Origin of the sequence: Paenibacillus faecis, assembly GCF_008084145.1 — a bacterium.
GTDB lineage: Bacteria > Bacillota > Bacilli > Paenibacillales > Paenibacillaceae > Fontibacillus > Fontibacillus faecis.
Genome location: NZ_VSDO01000004.1, coordinates 319,743 through 337,837, shown reverse-complemented (window position 1 = coordinate 337,837; position 18,095 = coordinate 319,743). Strand labels below are relative to the sequence as shown.

Genomic DNA, 18,095 nt, shown 5'->3' with positions numbered 1-18,095 from the left:
TTCTCACAAATGAGCCGAATTCGACAAAATAGCGGCCCTTTTGGCCGCTATTCCCCTGCCCGCGTTCCAAAGGAGCGCGGGCTGGACAGCCGGGCATGACGGGTGGGGACGGGGTGCCGCAAGTGGGCCACCGATGCGCCACCAAACGGCCCTGCCCCAGGACGGGTGCGGGCTGACGCAAGTGGGCTGACGGGACTTGGCTCCCCGGGAGCACGCCACCGGCAGTGACCCGCCGGGCACGACGGGCGGGGGCGGAGCCGGAGCCCAACCGCCCCGCCGCCCGGGCATAGCGGCCCCCTCGCCCGAGGCCCCTTCAATCCCGCAGCTGCTCCTGGACCTCCAGGTACAGCACCTGCAGGAACTTCTTGATGTTCACCTTCACTTTGCCGCCCGCGCGCCCGTGCTCCAGGTCTTTCATCTTTTGGCGCACCTCAGCAAAATCAAAATAGAGCGGCGCATAGTATTCGAACTTCGGGTGGCCGTAATCGGTCAACCCGAGGGAAGCCAGATGCCCGATCCCGACGGTCAGGGCGCGGCGCAGGCGCTGCTCGATCGCCTTGATCTCCTTCTCGGGGTCGGCCGGCTCCCGAGTTCCGCCGGTACCGGCCACGGCCAGGTAGATCTCCCGCAGCGGCGGAAATCCCGTCCGGGGCCCCTCCATCAGCCATTCCAGAATCGCGATGATGTCGCGGCTCCCGCTCTCGCCGATCATACCCATGCTCATCAGAATGGGCTGCACGGCGTCCTTGACGGTTTTGCGGGCAGCGGCGGGGTTTGCCGGCGGGGGAGGGCCGGCCGCCTCCCCGGTTTCCGGCACGCCGGGCATTCCCACCCCGTCCAACGCCGCCATCACCCGCTGCATTCCCTCCAGCTTCGCCAGCGCGGAGCGGATTTCCGTCAGGGAGCGATTCACCGTCCAGCGCTCCGATACTTTCCGCAGCACCGCTTCAACCTCGATCCGGTTGATCGGCTTGCGGATGAAGAACTCGATTCCCGTCCGGTACGCGCGCCCTACCATGTCCTGATTTTCAATTTGCGAAATCATGACATACCTTGCCCCGCAGCCCCGGCTTTGGAGCAGGGAGATCGTTTCAATGCCGTCCTGATCGGGCATCAGCAGATCCATCAGCACGACGTCGGGCGACTGTTCCAGAATCATACGGGTGCCTTCCGCGCCGCCAGCGGCCATGCCCACGACCTCGCCGAGCCGGCTCCCCTCGATGATATGCTGAAGCATGCGCCGGGTCCCCCGGTCATCGTCCACAATGCAAAAGGAAAGCGCCATCGTTCAATCCCCTCTCTTGATCGTGATCGTTGGAATCGCGACTTCAAATACCGCTCCCGGTCCCGCGACCGGTGCTCTCACTTCAATCCGTCCGCCAAAAGCATTTACGATATCCCTCACATGCGACAATCCGATGCCGGTGGCAGCGGCGCCCTCCTCATCGAATTTCGTGGTGAAGCCCGGCTCAAAGAGGAGATCCCTGTCTCCCTCCTCAAAGCCTCGTCCGTTATCCTGCACCACGATCCAGGTCCGGCCCTCCGCCTCAAAAATCCGCAGCCCTACCGTTCCGCGTTCTTCGATCGCCTCCACCGCGTTCGCCAACAGGTTGTTGAGCAGCGTAAGCAGCGGGATGTACCGGTTCGTCCGGTAGTTGGCCGTCACCATTTGCTCGAAACTGATCTCCTTGCCCAGCATCCGGGCATACTCGGCGTTGCTTTTGAGCAAAAAATCGGCCATCTGCGCAAGCCGCATGTCGGCTGCGGCGTCCTCCTGCTCGGACAGCTTCAGCAGCCCGGCCAGAATGCGCTGCGAATCCTTCTTCACCTCGTGAATCTGCTGCGTGATATCCAGCAGCCGCCTGGCGTGCGCGGTCCGGCCATCCTGTTTTAAATCGCGGTACAGCCCGTAGCTTTCTGCCGTCAGCCGCTCCACCGTGTCAACCGATTTGCGCAGGTAAAACACCTCGCCATACAGCCCCGAGCCGAAGCCAAGCATCTGGTCGATCCGCCGCTGCTGCTCCGCCTGGACGGCGCGCATCCGGTAAATCGCCATACTGCTGTAGATGCCGGTCGCGAAATACGTTCGGAGCACGGCGATCAGGGACAGGTACGCCCACTCGCTCAAGTGGAAGGAAGACGTGCCGAGGACGAGCATGCGGGTCAGCAGTTCCGCTTCATTGGAAATAAAATCGGCGCAGGCCGCCGCGCCGCCCAGCAGCAGCGGATGGACGCGGTCCAGCCGGCGCACGAAGGATAAAACCGCCCCGAAGGCGATATAATACACGGCCGCGGAAATATGGTTGCAGAAGCTTTGAAGCGGGGGAGCGTGATTCGGCCAGAGCACATCCAGCGCCACGCGGAACAGCAGGACGACGGCCCCCGTCGCCATGCCGGTCTTCAGGCAAGGGAGGTCGCGGAGAAGGAGGAGGAACAGGAGGAAAGCGCTGCTCCCCAAGGCAATACGAAAAATATCGCCGTCAAACGGATTGATTTTAAATTCGCCGGCGATCGCCGTACCCGCAGCCACCAGGAGCATCCGGCCTGCCCGATGGCGAAAAAAAGGCCCCGTCATCATCGGTTCTCATCCCCCGCCGTTACGTTGGAACTATACTAGCATACTCCCGATTTTTTTCAATAAGCACTCTGACATCGGGTGTAATGGCGGGGTTAAACCATCTTGTTCTCCAGCCGCCGGGACAGCAGGGACAAGACGTAATTGACGATAAAATAAATGACCGCGCAAAGGAGCAGCACCGGTATCGCATAATTGTAGCTGTGCCCGATAATAATCTGGGCGTTGTGCATCAGCTCCGCCAGGGCGATCGCCGTAGCGAGCGAGGTGTCCTTGAGCAGGGAAATAAACTGGCTCACGAGAGGCGGTACCATCCGCCGCAGACCCTGCGGAAGGACGATATGGCGCAGCGTCTGTACCCCGCTTAGCCCCGAGGATCGGGCGGCTTCGATCTGCCCTTTCGGGATCGAGTTCAGCCCGCCGCGGACCACTTCGGAGATCATCGCCATCTCGAACACCGTCAGGGCCGCGATCGCCGCGCCTTCCGGTCCGAGCTGAAGCCCGAGGTCCGGCAGCGCGAAGCGGCTGAACAGGATGATCAGCAGCAGCGGCAAGTTCCGCAGCAGCTCGACCAGCACCGCCAGGACGGGCGACAGTACCGGCACCCGCGCATACCTGACGATCCCGATCAGGCAGCCGAAGGTGAAGCTGAGCACGATGGAGATCAGCGCGATTTTCAAGGTCATCCACAGGCCGTCCAACAGAAATACCAAAAATTCACCCGAATACGCTCCGGCAAAATCCATGCGTTTCCCCTCCTCTCTTCATAAACGCTTAATCATGCCTGGCCAGCTTCCGTTCCAGCACTCGGGAGCCGTAACTAAGCGGCAGCGTGATGATCAGGTAAAACATCGCGACGAACAAGTACGTATTGATCGTGTCGAACGTCTCCGTGGCGACCACGTCGCCGTAATACATCAGATCGAACCCGGCGACGATGCTCAGGACGGAAGAGTTTTTGACCAGGTTGATAAACTGGTTGCTGAGCGGCGGAATGACCAGCTTGATCGCCTGGGGCAAAACGACATGGACCATCGTCTGCACGTAGCCGAGCCCCGAGGAACGGGCCGCTTCCGTCTGACCGGCAGGCACCGCCAAAATCCCCGCCCGGATCGCCTCCGCTATAAAAGCGGACGTGTACACGGCCAGTCCCAGCGTTCCCGCCGCAAAGCCGCTTAAGGTCACGCCCAATGAGGGTAGTCCCAAATAGAACAGGAACACGACCAAGAGCAGCGGAATGTTGCGAAAAAACTCCACGTACCCCGTTCCGAACCAGACCAGCGGACGAAGCCGCGTGATCCGGAATACGGCGATGATGACGCCGAGTACGAAGCTTCCGGCCAAACCGAGCAGGCTGGCCCAAATCGTATTGAGAAAGCCGCGCAGAAACGGCTCCATATTTTCGGTCAACACGGTAAAATCCATCGATGCCCTCACCCCCCGGATGGAAAGGGAAGGATGGCTCCGAATAAATCCCGGCCACCCCGCTCCCGCCCATCCTTTCGTTAAATTTGCCTATTCCGCAGGCTTCTTCCCGATCCATTTCTCGTAAATCGCATCGTACTCTCCGCTCTCCCGCATCGCTTTCAGCGCGTCATTGACCGCTTGCACCAGTTCGGCGTTGCCCTTGCGGAAGGCAATCCCGTACGGCTCATCGGTGAACGGTTTCCCGACGACCTCAAAATTCGGGTCCTGCGCCGCCATGCCGTACAGAATCGCGTCGTCCGTCGTCAGCGCATCGCCCTGCCCCGCTTTCAGCGCGCTGAAGGCATCCTGGTAATTGTCGAATTCCAGAACCGTGACGCCGGGCACCTTTTCCTTGATATTTTTCACGGAGGTGGCGCCCTTGGAGCTCATTACCTTGGTTTCCGCGGTCACGTCCTCAATCCCCCGGATCGGGCTCCCCTTCTTCACCAGCAGCGACTGTCCGGCTTGAAAATACACGTCCGAAAAATCCACTTCCTTCTTCCGCTCCTCGGTGATCGTCATCGTGGCCACCACCATGTCGATTTCCCCGTTATTGAGCATCGGAATCCGCGTCTTGGACGTCACTTCCTTAAACTCCACCTTGCTTCCGTCGCCCAAAATCCGCTTGGCCAGCTCCTTGGAGATGTCGATGTCGAATCCCTCCACATTCCCGGAGGACGGGTCTTTCAGACCGAACAGCTTGGTGTCGAACTTCACCCCGACAACCAGTTTGCCCCGCTCTTTAATGGCGGCGAGCCCGCCCTCTTCCTTTTTGCCGCCGCAGCCGGCCAGAACGGTCATCATCAAGCACGCCGCCAGGCCGAGCGAGATCATTTTCCAATGTTTTCTCATGAAATTCCCTCTCCTTTATCATCAAAATAGCGTCTCCGCCTGCAAACTCCGCCGGCGGGGGGGCAAAGCCCGATGTTAGTGGCTCAGCAGCCGGCCGAGGAACGTCTTCAGCCGCTCTTCCTGCGGCCGGTCGAAAAACGCCCCCGGCTCGCTCTCCTCGAGGATTTGCCCCTGGTCCATGAAGACGACCCGGTCCGCCACCTCGCGGGCGAAGCCCATTTCATGGGTCACGACGACCATCGTCATTCCCTCGCGCGCCAGCGCCTTCATCACGTCCAGCACCTCGCCGACCATCTCCGGATCGAGCGCCGAAGTCGGCTCGTCGAACAGCATGATCTTCGGCTTCATCGCCAGTCCCCGGGCGATCGCCACCCGCTGCTGCTGACCGCCGGAAAGCTGGGACGGATAGGCGTTCGCTTTGTCGGCGATGCCTACCTTCTCCAGGTAATACATCGCCGTATCGGCCGCCTCCGCTTTGGACAGGCCCAGCACTTTGATCGGTGCCAGGGTGATGTTATCGATGACTTTCTTATGGGGGTACAGGTTAAAATGCTGAAATACCATACCGATATCCCGTCTGACGCGATTGATGTCGATCTTTCGGTCATGGATCTGTACCCCGTTTACCGTCAGCAGGCCGCTCGTAATCGTCTCCAGCCGGTTGATGCAGCGCAGCATCGTGCTTTTTCCCGAGCCGGAGGGGCCCACGACCACAACCACTTCCCCTTCCTCCACGGACAAATTGATGTTTTTTAACACGTGAAAATGCCCGTAGTGCTTCTCTACCTGATGAAATTGGATCAATTTGAGTCCCTCCCTTCTAAAATCCGTCACTGCCTGGACCGATGTTATGATTTGTTACGTAGTAAACTCACCGTACAGGAACGACTACGGAATCCTACGCCATCCTACGAAAAAATCCGTTAAAAATTGTGATAACCGTTTATTATGAGGGTGATAAGTCGAGGAGAAAGCGCTGGCAATAACGCCTTATGGGAGGTTTATGTCTCCCCGGCACGGTTCATTGAAAAGTTCGGGCCGCATGTTTACAATCGAACCAGGGAAATTACGAAGGGGACGAAGCGATGTATGAATTAACGCCGGTTCAGGCTCAAAACATTGTGGACAGGATGATGAAGGACATTCCGTATAACATCAACATTATGGATCATACGGGCAGGATCATCGGCAGCGGGAACAAGGAACGGATCGGCACCCTGCATCATGGAGCGGTAGAGGCGATTCGGCAAAAGAAAGGCGTCGATATTACGAAGGACGAGCGATTCGTCAAAAAAGGCATCAACCTGCCGATCGAATTGAACGGCCGCATTGTCGGCGTGGTGGGAATCAGCGGCGAGGTCGCGGAAACGAGGCCGTTCGGGAATCTTTTGCGTTCCGCGGTGATCCTGCTCATTGAGCAGAGTATGGCCCTCGAGCGGGAAAACCTGAAAAACGCCCTCAAGCAGGAGTTTTTTCAGGTCATCACCGATCCGGAAACCGCCTATACCAAGGAACTGGCGGAGCAGGCCTCGGTATACGGGATTCAGTTGGCGAAGCCTTCCCGGATCATATATATGGAAGCGCCGGATGAGATGGCCGAAGAGCCGGTCGCCGATCTCCCTTCCTTCAAGCCGTCCGGCCACTCGCTCTGCCTCGTCATACAGGAGGATGGACCGGTGGAGGCGCTCCAGGAACGGATCGCGGACTTGTATCCGGAGGCGTTTATGACCGTCAGCCACCGCAACGAGACGGTCGCAGCCGGGTACAGCCAGGCGAGGGCGGCGATGCGCGTGCTGAAGGGGGTCTTTTTTCAGCGAAAAAGACTGGCCTACGCCGAGTGCGAATTCATCGCGGATATGGCGAAGCTGCAAAAGCAGAAGAACGACCCCAAAGCCGAAAGGCTCGCTCATTTGCTCGAGAAGAACGAAGAGCTGATCCGAACGCTCCAGGTCTACCTTCAGTGCAACCTGAATGCCAATGAAACGGCGGGCCGGCTCATCATCCACCGCAATACGCTGAATTACCGGTTAAGCCGGATCCATAAAACAACGGGGAAAGATCCGAAGAACCTGCTGGAGCTTGTGGAGCTGTTGTTCATGCTGGTTTACCGGGCAAAATAAGAGGACGTCCGCCGGATTCGGTGGACGTCCTTTTTTATGAGTTCTATTTTAACAAGCGGGCGATGCTTTCCGCCGTACGGGCCACATTTTCTTGGCCCCGCGCAAGCAGGCTTTCGAGATCGGAGGCTCCGGGCACGATGCCGAAAATGGCGTCAAACCCTTCCTCGTACAACGTCTCCACATCTTGACCCACATACCCGGCCAGGGCGATCACCTTCAGCCGGGGATTCACGCTTTTGGCGGCCTGGGCCACACCGTAAGGCGCTTTGCCGAACTTGGTTTGGAAGTCGATGCCGCCCTCGCCCGTAAAGCAGTAGTCCGCCTGCCGGAGTTTTTCTTTCAAGCCGGTATATTCGATCATGATTTCGATGCCTTTCTTCATCGTGGCCTTGGTGAAAGCGAGAAGCCCGGCCCCCAGCCCGCCTGCGGCCCCCGCTCCGGGAACGTCCGCCACCTCGATTCCGAGCTGCTCTTTGACGATTCGGCTGTAATGCCACAAATTCCGGTCAAGGACCTCCACCATTTTCGGGGTGGCTCCTTTTTGCGGACCGAACACCACCGAGGCGCCGCGTTCCCCGCAAAGCGGGTTCGTTACATCGGAAGCGACCAGAATGCGAAGGTCCTGGAGTCCCTGGAGCACCCCGGACGCATCGATGCGTTCCAGTTCGCCCAGGAATCCCCCGCCGAGCGGCAGTTCCTCGCCGGATTTGTCCAGAAACCGGTACCCGAGCGCCGCCGCCATCCCCGTGCCGCCATCGTTCGTAGCGCTTCCGCCGATGCCGAGGATAATTTCCGTAATGCCTCTTTCGAGGCAATCCCGAATGAGTTCTCCTGTCCCGTAGGTGGTCGTGATCAGCGGGTTTTTCGTCTCCTTGGTCACATGGTGAATGCCGCTGGCGGACGCCATCTCAATGACCCCTGTCTTTCCGTCGCCCAAAATGCCGTATTGCGCAAGCACCGGGGTACCGAGCGGGCCGGTCACCTCCTTCTGAATCAAGGTGCCGCCGGTAGCGTCGATCAGAGACTGGACGGTGCCTTCTCCGCCGTCCGCCATGGGGACATGAATGCACTCCGCGTCGGGAATCGCTCTTTTGATCCCCGCTTCCATCGCCTCGCACACTTCTTTTGCCGTCATGCTTTCTTTAAACGAATCCGGTGCCAGTACAAATTTGGTTCCCATCGCGTCCACTCCCTTGTCTTTTTATATCATAAATCCGTAAAGCACAACCGCTACAATCGTCATCGTCAAACCGACCATACTTTCGTAAAGGGCGACCTTCATTCTGTCTTTCATGCTCATGTTCATCGCGCCCCGGGTCACGTGGAAGTACGTGCCGTGCGGCAGATGGTCGATGACCGTCGCCCCGGCATGGGTCATGACCGCGGCCGATAAAGGCGCTACGCCGGTATTCAAAATCGCGTGCGAGAACGACCCTGTCGCCAAAATGACGCCGGTGGACGTCGACGCGGTGGCCGCAGCCATCAGTACGCCGGCGATCGGAGCCAGGAAGGTGCCCGAAATTCCCGAGGATTCGACCAGCGCCACCACTTGTGCCGGCAAAGTCGAAGCGGTAATCAGGCCGCCGATGGCCCCGGCGCCGATGATGATCAGAATCGTGGGGGTCATCCGGTTCAAACCGGCCCCGCAGTAGTCCAAAATTTTAGTGCGCTTGCCCAATGCCAACGTTCCGATGATCCCCGCAAAGGGGAGAATGAACAAGGAATCGATTTTTAAGGAAGCGAGAGCGTCGATCCCCAGCATCGAGCCGATCGGACTGATCATAAGCAGCACGATCGCGATGAGCGGGGCGACCAAAGCTTTTGACAAAGCGGGCAGCTGCGCTGCATTCGCTTTTTCCAGCTCGGCCACTTCGGCATCCGTCACCTTGGTTCCTTTATATTTCATCACGGAGGCCAAAATGACCGCCACGGCCACTCCGAAGAGCGCCGGGACCAATCCGCCGATCATAACCTGGTTCACATCCAGCTTGAAGCCGCCGGCCGCCGCAATCGTGTTCGGGTTCGGGGAAATGATGTTCCCCGCCTTGCCGCCACCCGATAAAGCGACCAGCATGGCCACTTTGGAATAGCCCATTTTATGACCGACCGACAGAGCGATCGGGGCGACGATCAGCACCGCTACGGGAATAAAGACCCCGACGGCGGTAATGATCATCGTGGCCAAGGCCAGCGACAGCATGGCTTTCGTTCCCCCCAGCTTGTCCACAATGACCTTGGCGATCGTCTCCGCCGCCCCCGACTCCATCATCACCCCTGCGAACACGCCGGCCGCGATGATCCGGACGACCGTGCCCATCACGCTTTGGGTTCCGGAAATCAGGATGCCGACGGCTTCCGCAAAGTCCGCCCCGCCGATAAAAGCGCCTACAATCGCCCCCAAAATCAACGAATACGTGGGTGCGAGCTTTAACAAAATCAATATAATGGCCAGCGCCAAACCGATCAACGCGCCAATCCAGCTAATCTCAATTGCGGTTGCCATGATAGTTCCTCCTTGCCGTTTTTGTTCTTTTATCCGGTTTTCGCTATTTCCGGCTTCTCTATTGGTTCTTGTGGTAAGTTTCACATGTGCTGGTTGCCGAATTCATGCATGCCGTCTCTATGCGCTTCGTTTTGCAACCCCTTTCATCTATCGTCGTGAAGCCCTTTCATTTGGATACGCTTTCAGTATAAGAGCATCGCCGCCTTAGAACAATTGATGAAACTCTGAATAATTTTGTGCATATGCACAAGTCATAAAAAACTTTATTTTCACGCTCCAAATTTGACGATCGCATTGCACCAGCCTCACCCGGCCCTTTAGCCCCGGCCATCTTCCCTGTTATATTTTCGGGTTGGCGGGAAAGCTGATGATTAGAAGACCCTGCCTCGTCCATTTTGTGCCAAAGGAGTCCTGCCCATGTCATCCCCTTTTCCGGTAATGTCGCGCAAGTTGGTGAAAGAACCGTTCCACGACCGTAAACTCCTGGCGTCGATCTGGGGGCAGCCTTGGGGTACGGATAATCCGGTCGGGCGAATCGATCGGATCCTCATGCACCGCCCGGGCGAAGAAGTTTTGAAACTGCACGGGGCGGCCGGACGGATCGAGTCCGGGCCGCTCCTGCTGAATCGGATCCGGGGCAGGGGGAGCCAGGACGGCAGCGGGGGCCCACCGAACCTGGACCTCCTTCAGCGCCAGCATGACGGATTAACCTCGGCCCTGGAAAAAGAAGGCGTCCGGGTCGTTCCCCTGGAGGGTCCCGCGGATGCCTGGCCGGAAGCCATGTTTACCCGGGATCTCGGAATGGTCATCCCCGGCGGGGTGGTGCTATCCCGCTTCGCGTTATATATCCGCTACGGCGAGACCCGCCTGGCCGCGCAAACCCTCAGCCGGATAGGCATGCCGCTCCTCGGGAGCGTTCAGGGGCACGGCTTCGCCGAGGGCGGGAGCTTCATCATGCTGGACCGGCGTACCGCCGTAATCGGCCGTTCGGAGCGCGTGAATCCCGAAGGCATCCACCAGCTTCGGCAGATTTTGGCGCTGCAGGAGATCGAGCTGCTTACGGTCGACCTGCCGGCTTCGATAATCCATCTCGACGAGGCCTTTTTGATGATCGACCGGAACAAGGCGCTGGTGAATATCTCCCTCCTGCCCTATTGGTTCCTGCACGAGCTGAATCGGCGGCACATCGAGCTGTTCCATGTCGACCCGCGGGACCCCTCGCTCACGATCAATGCGCTGGCCCTCTCGCCCAGCAAGCTGCTGTTTTCCGCCGACGGCGCCTACACGATGGACCTGCTGTCGCGGCACGGCATCGAGGTCATCCCGGTGGAGGTGTCCGAGATCACCAAAATGGGCGGCGGTATTCACTGCTGCACCCTGCCGCTGATCCGGGCGGCCGTGGAGTAGAGCCGATCCGGCGTGATCATGCCGGTTAGGCGGGCAACCGAGATGAAGGGTGGGTAAGGTGGGGGAAGTAGGTAGGTAAGATTAGGTAGGTAAGATTAGGTAGGTAAGATAGGTAAGGTAGAGTAAGTAGATAGGGGGATGTAAGGGATGTAGGGGAGGTTGGGCGAGTTGAGCGGGTTGAGCGGGTTGAGCGGGTTGAGCGGGCGGGTTGATCAGGTTCGTTAGGCTAGTCAGGTTGAGCGGGTTGGTCAGATTCGTTAGGCTGGTCTGGTCGGGCGGGCTGATCAGGTGCGTAGGGTGGTCAGGTTGAGCGGGTTGATCACGTTCGTAGGCTGGTCAGGTTGAGCGGGTTGGTCAGATTCGTTAGGCTGGTCTGGTCGGGCGGGCTGATCAGGTGCGTAGGGTGGTCAGGTTGAGCGGGTGATCAGGTAGGGCGGGTAGGCTGGCGAGGTGAAGACGTGTCGATACGGTCGAGCAAAAAGATGCAAATGTGCAGGAATTTTTCCCCTCTTGGAGGGCCCGAAGCGAAATAAATGCAAAAATGCAGGAATTTTTAGCGATTTGGACCCAACGGGACGATTTCGCTAAAAAAGCCTGCAGATTTGCAGGAATTTGCGCAGATTGGGCCTTCAGCCAGAGAAAAGCCTGCAGATTTGCAGGAATTCTCACTCCCAGGTGTCCGCCCCCAAGCGAAAAAGGTTTCCTTAAGACATTAACTACATGTCCTAAGGAAACCTTCATGGGTTTAAATACCGGTAAGCCACGCCGCTTACCGGTTTAGGCCCTCCTGCAGCCGGTAGACCGCCACGGCGGCTTCGGCGCCGGTCACCGCCTGATCCGGACGGAAGCGGCCGTCCGGATCGCCCGTCAACAGGCCCGTCCCGAGGGCCGCCTTGACGGATGGCGCCGCCCAGGCCGGGATGCTCGCCGCGTCGGCCGCATCCGCCGGCGTCGGCCGCATCCGCCGGCGTCGGCCGGGAGCGCCCGGCCAGCATGGCGGCCAGTTCGGCGCGGGTCATGGCCTGGCCCGGGTCGAAGTATTTCCCCGAATCCACAAGCTGCTTGATTTTGGGAAGCTGGTACAGCTCGATTCCCTTGGACAGCAGGATGGAACCACCCGCCAAGGTAACGGGCACTGCCCTCTTTAACCAAACTTTTGATTTCATCAAAAGGTTTGTCGTCATATGTAAAATGGTGTCAAGCTAAAGCCGTCGTTTCGTCCGCCTGTTATTGAAGCGGCTCCCGCTGACTGGTAGAATGTACCTTTAAGCACCTATTTTTCATGCAAGGGAGAGGAATTTATGACAGCCCAACGGCAAGCGGCCCTGCAATCCATGGTGGATTGGCTGGCGCACGAAAACGAGCTCGGGAAGGAGCCGGCCAAAATCGAAATCGCGGGGGAATTCGACCGCCACGATATGCACTATTACATATTCAAGTACAAGAAGAATCTGCTCGGCAAATGGCTCCTGGGCGTCTGCGGCGGCTATGAAAGCCCGGCCGACACGGAGCATTGCGGTCATATTTTCAGCGAGATGCAGCCTTACAACCCCGCTACCGCCGAGGAGGACGCCATCGCCATGGTGGAGATGATCCGCGCTTACTGGATGCAGCGGGCGGCCGAAATAGAGCAGGCCCGGGCGCAGGCCGGGGAAAGTTCCGATGGGGTTCAGAAGCAGGAGGAGGATAAATCGGGGGTTTTCAACGGCTTCGTCCTGTTGAATTCCACCGAATGCGATATGGAGCAGATTAAAGCGAATCTCCTGCAGGATTGGAATATCTCCACCTCCGCGGCCGATGAAGATGAGCCGCAAGCCGCCGGGGAAAAAGAGGGGATTCTCGTTTTTGAGGCGGAGGGCTGCATGCTCGCGCTGAGTTTTATCGATGCCCCCATTCCGGATGGGGAAGCCGATTTTTACGCACAGGGGAACTACCTGTGGCGGGAGGCGGCCGAGGTTACCGCGACCCATGTCGCTCAGATCATCGTCGCCGTGTTCAGCAAGTCGGGCTCTCCGATCGACAGCGGCAAATTGTACGCGAAGCTGGCCGCCAGCTGTCTGAAGCTCCCGAATGCGGTCGGCCTCTACATGTCCGGCACCGTGTTCGAACCCCGGTTCTATTTGGATATGGTGGAGCTCTTGAAAACCGAGGATACCGTCCCTCTGATGAACCTGGTCCACTTCGGCCTGGTCGGAAGCGAAAAAGGCCTCAGCGGTTATACTTGCGGGCTGAAGGCCTTCGGCAAGGATGAGATCGAGGTGCTGGACAGCCCAACGACGCCGGCCGAGCTCCGCGACTTCTTGATCGATATTTCTCTTTATGTCGTTGAGCAAAATGTCACTTTGCGGGATGGGGAAACCATCGGCTTTTCGGAGGAAGAGAAGCTGCCGATCACCCGCTCGGAAGGGGTCTATGTGGAAGGGGAAAGCCTGAAGATTCCGTTTTGAGGTGAACTTCAGATAAAAGATAGGTACCTGAAGCAATCGGCATGAAAAAAACCGCTTAAAGGCGGTTTTTTTCATTTGCGAGCAACGGTCTGCTGACCCAGGACGGCCGTCACACCCGGAAGGAAATGCTCGGCTCGGCGGACACGGACTGTACCGTTCCTTGCGGAGTGTAGGTTTTCACGTCGGATGCCGTAGAAACGGCCGCCGGTTGAACCGCAGGCGCGGTCGTCCATCCCCCCGTCGGCATGCCCCCTTCGGTAGAGGACGGGCCGCCAGGCAGGCTCTGCTCCGCTTGTCCGGTACCGCCGTTGTCCACGGCCTCCGGCTTGCTTGCGTTTTGCCTCCGCATCTCCGCTTCCCGGGCGGCCGCCGCCTCCTGGCGGTGCTTCTCAAGCGCCGCTTCGCGCTCCGCTTTTTCCTTAGCCCGCTTCTCCCGCTGGTCTTTCTCCAGCGCTTTCCCGGCCTCTTTGCTGTGGGCCTCGGCCTCCTTCATGGAGACGGAGGCATAGCCCGCCGCTCTGTCCATGATGTCATATTGTTTGCTGTCTTTCGCCCAACGATATACCCCCATGGACGCATCCGCCATTTTCATGGAAGAGGATGCTCTCATCAATCCCTGCATGACGCCGGCTGGTAAAATACTCATTCCAAGTCCCTCCTTTCAACAAAATCTACGATTATGTTCGACGAAAAAGGAAGGAAACTAAAGCATCCCGTCATAACCGGCCGCCTGCATGTCATGAACGGTCGGCCTGCCTGTTTGCCAAGGGCAGCATAAGGGAGAGACAGAACACCCCGGGCTGCAACTCGATATTCATCGTCCCCCGATACTTCTCCACCATGGCTTTCATGCCGGCCATTCCCATGCCGTGCCATGAGGCTGGGACCTTACGGGTTAATAGAACCGCGGACGGGTCCCTTGCGTATTCCATACTGTTCCTGATTTCCAATATAAAAAAGTGCTTGGCGGCCCCGGTCTGAATCCGAACAAATTTCTGCCGGTCCGGCTGCTTGATCCGGTTGCAAGCCTCTATGGCATTATCCAGCGCATTGCCCAGCATGACGCTAAGATCAAAATCCGCGATCCCGGAAAGCCCAGGCCCGTGCAGGTCGCATTGAAAATCGATGCCATGCTCCCTTGCCTCCTGCCCCTTAACGTATAATATCGCATCGGCAACGGGGTTCCCGGTTGTTGCGTAATCCGCCAGCAACCCGCTTTTTTCGGATAGGCGGTTCAAATAGACTTGGGCGGCGTTCACACGGTGGTCTTCCAGCAAACCCATGAGACTGATCACATGATTTTTCATATCGTGCCGGATATGCCGCAATTCCTTGTGCTGGTTCTCCAGAGCCTGATAATGCGCTATCTGCAAGGCCAGGCGCTGCTCGTTCATGAGCTGAACCATCGCGTGGTCGGTCCCGAAGACGAGCTTCAAGCTTGCCGCAAGGCCAAGTCCGGATAGCAGGAACAGCACGGCCGGATCGGCAAACTGGAAAAACCACAGTGGCAGCGGGTCAGCTTTGTATACGTAGAGCAGATGAAAAAACTGTTTGGTGTTGAATACATACGCCGCTAATTCCAACGCCAGCACGATAAAAGCCATGGGAAGCAGCAGAAGCGCGGAAATTCGGTGCGGAAGATTGCCGCCCAAAGCGGAGCAACGACGGGAAATGACATGGAGAAGAGCAAGGCAGACCACATAGCGAAGCGTGCTGATCCAGTAATTGATATAATATGGCGTCACCGCATCATAGTGATCAAACATCACATCCACACTTCGTGTCAGCAGTGGAACAACCGCATACGCGGTAAGCTGTTGAATGACGTATAACACCATAGCTATAGCCAGCTTCTGAGCGGGGTTGCCTCTAAACAAGAGCTGGATCAGCAGCAGCAGTCCCAACCAGGAGCAGGTCACCGCCACAAAATAATTTACGCCGAGCACTCTGTTCAGAAGCAAGTAATCAAAGCCGATTTCATACAGGACCAGCACGACGGCCGCTGTTCTTGGCGAACCCTTGGTCCCGAGCACCCTGTGGCAAAAAAGGAAAATTCCAACTCCGTAAAGGCCTAACACAAGGCATTTGGCGAAGAACCAGAAGCTCATATCATGCCGCCTTCTTTTTTCAAATATTTCAGAAGCGCTTCCGTAAACTCTTTGTATCGGCGTTTGGACAGTAAGACCCTGTCCCCGTTGTCCATCAGAATTTCATGTTTGTCGAAACTCACTACATGCTTTAGATGAATAAGGAAGCTCTTGTGACATCTAAAAAAGCTCCGCCCGATGAGTCTCTCCTCTAAAGCGCCAATCTGATCGTAGTATTCCACCACGCGATTGCTGCAGTGTGCTTTGATCACGCGCCCGCTAATTTCAAAGTAAATCACATCGTCCAAAGCCAGTTTTATGGCCTCCCGGTTTCGGGTTACGACCATATACCCTTCTTCCCTCTCGCCGTTCAAGCATTTATCAACCGCCGCCAGAAGCACCTTGGCCAGCTTTCCGTCGTCGACAGGCTTGACGAGATAATGAAAGGCCTCTACGTCGAAGGCCTCGTAAACATATTCCCGGTAAGCCGTAATAAATACGAGCAGAAAAGGCCGGTTCCTTTTTCTCATCAAGGCGGCGGTCGTTAATCCGTCCAACCGCTCCATTTTGATGTCCAAAAAAACAAGATCGAACGCGCACGCCGACTCCATTAAAGCCGCCCCCGATAGGAATTGCTTAATGTTATGGGCAACACCCGCTTCTTGCAAAATAGCGCGAACCTTTCCCGAAAACTTGAGGCAATCCAGGGCCTGGTCGTCGCAAATGGCGATAGATAGCATTCCGGTCACTCATCTCTAATATTCTTTAGATATATATTTCGGATCTCATAGCCCTAATTTTAGGAAATTCAGGAAATTCGCCGTATTGTTTACAGCGCACCTCTTAACTGTGCCAACCGGCTTGCAACCCTCTCCAACCGTTCTTTGATCAAGATCGCTTCCGTATATTTTGACGGAATGCCTTCGTAACCGAAATAAATCCCGGCCAGTCCGCCCGCGATCGCTCCGATCGTGTCGGAATCCCCGCCAAGGTTGGCGGCCCGCTCGACTACGGCGCCGAAATCCGGAGCCGTCAGCAAAATATGCAGTACCCAGCGAAACGTATGCACCACAAACCCGCTCGGTTCGCAATCGGGCTCCCGTTCGATCAACCCTTCGTATTCCGTCCCGGCGGCCTCGCGCCGGATGGCGTCCCCGAGCTCTTCCCCGCACAGCAAGCGGTAAGCGATCCGGTTATAGATGACGCAGGCTTCATTGCACCGTGGGTCATAATGCGTCATCCGCGATTGCATCACCGTCACCTTGTCGATATCGGCCGGTTCCCTGTAGGCCAAAGCTACGGGCAAGCATCTCATCAGAGAGCCGTTCCCGCCGCTTTGCCCGAGATCCACGTGCGCGTAGAAAGCGGCCTCCTTCCAACTGTCCTCGTAGTGTTCAAAAACGTGACGGATAATGTTTCCGATATCTTTCGGCCGGGATTGGTACCACTCCAGAAAAAGACGCCCGATCTGCTCCTCCGGGTCGGCCGGGTTTTGCAAAATCCCTTCGGCGACGCATAACGTCATCATGGTGTCGTCCGTGACTTCTCCGGGCGCGAGCCCCCAAACTCCGCCCCCGATGATCTGCTGCAAGTACCCGTATTGCGCCCGAATTTCGCCGGCACTCATAAATTCGGTCGTTCCGCCAAGAGCATCCCCGACGGCCACGCCGTATACTCCGCCTTTAATTCTGCTGTCGATACGCATCTCTTCCCTCACCCCTTCGCCAATCCTTCTATGATTGCTCTATAAAAATACGCCGCATCCGCCTGAATCGGCAGGCCGGAAACCTGTCCGTCGCCCACCTCGATCACCAGCCATTCCCCGCCGGCTGTCTTGGCCAGGTCCATTGTGAAAAAACGGCTCTCGATCCTCTCGGCCACCTTCAGGAAAGGGGCGAGCGTCGAATCAGCCCGGCTTTCGTGTTCATAAGCCGCTTCATCCCAATAGTCCATGCAGGCGATCATTTGATGGTCCAGAAAAAACAACCGGTACTCCTGGGCCAGCGGCATCCCGCTCTTCGGGTGCACGCCCAGTCCGGCGAGAGCCGCAAACTCCCGGATGACAAGTCCTCCGTTAAGATCCGTGCCTTGGCGGTTGAGGAAATTCTCCGCGACTCTGCGGACCCCCTCCCGATCCGAGGCGTCCGGAATGAAGCAGGCGTCATCCCACTCGTGCTTTCTTGATTTGACATAGTCTTTGACCAGAACAGGCTTGTTCCCGAAGACGTCCATTTTTTCAAAGAGCGGGGTCAAACCCTCGTTTAGCTCCTCCTTGGGAACCCATATACTGAAAGGGGTCACCGCCTTAATGGCTTCGTAAGCATAAGGGAATTCATGCCCATTCCTGTATTCCTCGGGCGAATTGATCAGGATGGCGTTCTTGTCCGATAGAGCCTGATAAAGGCGCTCGTAATCATCCGGCTTCAGCATCCAGCCCCGGTATACAAACACTTCCCGCGTTTCAAAAACGGGCAGGCGCCGGACCGCCCGTTCCGCGCCGCCCTCCAGCAGCGCCTCCAAAGAGATCAAATAAACGTCCGCGCCAAGCCCGCGGGCGGTTTCATATTCCCGCAAGTACTCCATGTCCGGAGCCTTCTCGTCCAAAGGGTCCGAACAAAACACAAATTTCATTTTCCG

The 18,095-nt window shown here is 57.4% G+C and carries 17 protein-coding genes; 3 read left to right on the top strand and 14 right to left on the bottom strand.

Annotated features, from left to right (window positions below):
• Positions 1-313: 313 nt before the first annotated feature.
• The 6 genes from FRY98_RS19530 to FRY98_RS19505 all read right to left on the bottom strand — a co-directional run bounded on the left by FRY98_RS19530 (position 314) and on the right by FRY98_RS19505 (position 5,698).
• Complete coding sequence (locus tag FRY98_RS19530) at positions 314-1,285, bottom strand: response regulator (RefSeq protein WP_148455094.1); 972 nt, start codon at positions 1,283-1,285, stop codon at positions 314-316.
• A 3-nt stretch (positions 1,286-1,288) separates the two neighbouring features.
• Positions 1,289-2,578, bottom strand: coding sequence for an ATP-binding protein (locus tag FRY98_RS19525; RefSeq protein ID WP_249043470.1), 1,290 nt, complete (start codon positions 2,576-2,578; stop codon positions 1,289-1,291).
• A gap of 92 nt (positions 2,579-2,670) precedes the next feature.
• Entirely contained in the window at positions 2,671-3,321 is a 651-nt protein-coding gene (locus FRY98_RS19520) for an amino acid ABC transporter permease (RefSeq protein ID WP_148455092.1), read from the bottom strand.
• Between the two features lie 28 nt (positions 3,322-3,349).
• On the bottom strand, positions 3,350-4,000 hold the full coding sequence (locus tag FRY98_RS19515) for an amino acid ABC transporter permease (protein WP_148455090.1): 651 nt from the start codon (positions 3,998-4,000) through the stop codon (positions 3,350-3,352).
• 90 nt (positions 4,001-4,090) lie between these two features.
• Positions 4,091-4,894, bottom strand: a complete 804-nt coding sequence (locus FRY98_RS19510; RefSeq protein ID WP_148455088.1) for a glutamate ABC transporter substrate-binding protein — start codon at positions 4,892-4,894, stop codon at positions 4,091-4,093.
• Between the two features lie 75 nt (positions 4,895-4,969).
• Positions 4,970-5,698 carry an amino acid ABC transporter ATP-binding protein gene (locus FRY98_RS19505; RefSeq protein WP_148455086.1) on the bottom strand — a complete coding sequence of 243 codons (729 nt, stop codon included), beginning with the start codon at positions 5,696-5,698 and terminating at the stop codon, positions 4,970-4,972.
• A 281-nt stretch (positions 5,699-5,979) separates the two neighbouring features.
• Here FRY98_RS19505 and FRY98_RS19500 point away from each other — a divergent pair, with 281 nt between their 5' ends.
• Positions 5,980-7,014: a CdaR family transcriptional regulator gene (locus tag FRY98_RS19500; RefSeq protein ID WP_148455084.1), complete on the top strand. Its 1,035-nt coding sequence runs from the start codon at positions 5,980-5,982 to the stop codon at positions 7,012-7,014.
• A gap of 43 nt (positions 7,015-7,057) precedes the next feature.
• Here FRY98_RS19500 and FRY98_RS19495 read toward each other — a convergent pair whose 3' ends face one another.
• Both FRY98_RS19495 and FRY98_RS19490 read right to left on the bottom strand, forming a co-directional pair.
• On the bottom strand, positions 7,058-8,194 hold the full coding sequence (locus tag FRY98_RS19495; RefSeq protein ID WP_148455082.1) for a glycerate kinase family protein: 1,137 nt from the start codon (positions 8,192-8,194) through the stop codon (positions 7,058-7,060).
• 21 nt (positions 8,195-8,215) lie between these two features.
• Positions 8,216-9,517 (bottom strand): GntP family permease, encoded by a 1,302-nt coding sequence (locus FRY98_RS19490; protein WP_148455080.1) that lies wholly within the window; start codon positions 9,515-9,517, stop codon positions 8,216-8,218.
• 417 nt (positions 9,518-9,934) lie between these two features.
• Here FRY98_RS19490 and FRY98_RS19485 point away from each other — a divergent pair, with 417 nt between their 5' ends.
• Positions 9,935-10,924: a dimethylarginine dimethylaminohydrolase family protein gene (locus FRY98_RS19485; RefSeq protein ID WP_148455078.1), complete on the top strand. Its 990-nt coding sequence runs from the start codon at positions 9,935-9,937 to the stop codon at positions 10,922-10,924.
• Between the two features lie 737 nt (positions 10,925-11,661).
• On the opposite strand, the gene FRY98_RS29595 is transcribed toward FRY98_RS19485, so the two are convergent.
• Positions 11,662-12,093, bottom strand: coding sequence for a hypothetical protein (locus FRY98_RS29595; RefSeq protein ID WP_249043469.1), 432 nt, complete (start codon positions 12,091-12,093; stop codon positions 11,662-11,664).
• A 132-nt stretch (positions 12,094-12,225) separates the two neighbouring features.
• Here FRY98_RS29595 and FRY98_RS19475 point away from each other — a divergent pair, with 132 nt between their 5' ends.
• The gene (locus tag FRY98_RS19475) at positions 12,226-13,371 is read left to right on the top strand and encodes a DUF4261 domain-containing protein (RefSeq protein WP_148455074.1); all 1,146 of its coding nucleotides are present in this window, start codon (positions 12,226-12,228) and stop codon (positions 13,369-13,371) included.
• A gap of 109 nt (positions 13,372-13,480) precedes the next feature.
• Here the strand turns inward: FRY98_RS19475 and FRY98_RS19470 are convergent, their stop codons facing one another.
• From FRY98_RS19470 to FRY98_RS19450, 5 genes are all read right to left on the bottom strand, one after another.
• The gene (locus FRY98_RS19470; RefSeq protein ID WP_148455072.1) at positions 13,481-14,017 is read right to left on the bottom strand and encodes a hypothetical protein; all 537 of its coding nucleotides are present in this window, start codon (positions 14,015-14,017) and stop codon (positions 13,481-13,483) included.
• A 91-nt stretch (positions 14,018-14,108) separates the two neighbouring features.
• On the bottom strand, positions 14,109-15,479 hold the full coding sequence (locus FRY98_RS19465) for a sensor histidine kinase (protein ID WP_148455070.1): 1,371 nt from the start codon (positions 15,477-15,479) through the stop codon (positions 14,109-14,111).
• The gene (locus FRY98_RS19460; protein WP_148455068.1) at positions 15,476-16,198 is read right to left on the bottom strand and encodes a LytR/AlgR family response regulator transcription factor; all 723 of its coding nucleotides are present in this window, start codon (positions 16,196-16,198) and stop codon (positions 15,476-15,478) included. Before FRY98_RS19460 ends, FRY98_RS19465 begins: the two co-directional genes overlap by 4 nt.
• A gap of 89 nt (positions 16,199-16,287) precedes the next feature.
• Positions 16,288-17,163 carry an ADP-ribosylglycohydrolase family protein gene (locus tag FRY98_RS19455; protein ID WP_148455066.1) on the bottom strand — a complete coding sequence of 292 codons (876 nt, stop codon included), beginning with the start codon at positions 17,161-17,163 and terminating at the stop codon, positions 16,288-16,290.
• 8 nt (positions 17,164-17,171) lie between these two features.
• Positions 17,172-18,089: an ATP-grasp domain-containing protein gene (locus tag FRY98_RS19450; protein ID WP_148455064.1), complete on the bottom strand. Its 918-nt coding sequence runs from the start codon at positions 18,087-18,089 to the stop codon at positions 17,172-17,174.
• Between the last annotated feature and the right edge of the window lie 6 nt (positions 18,090-18,095).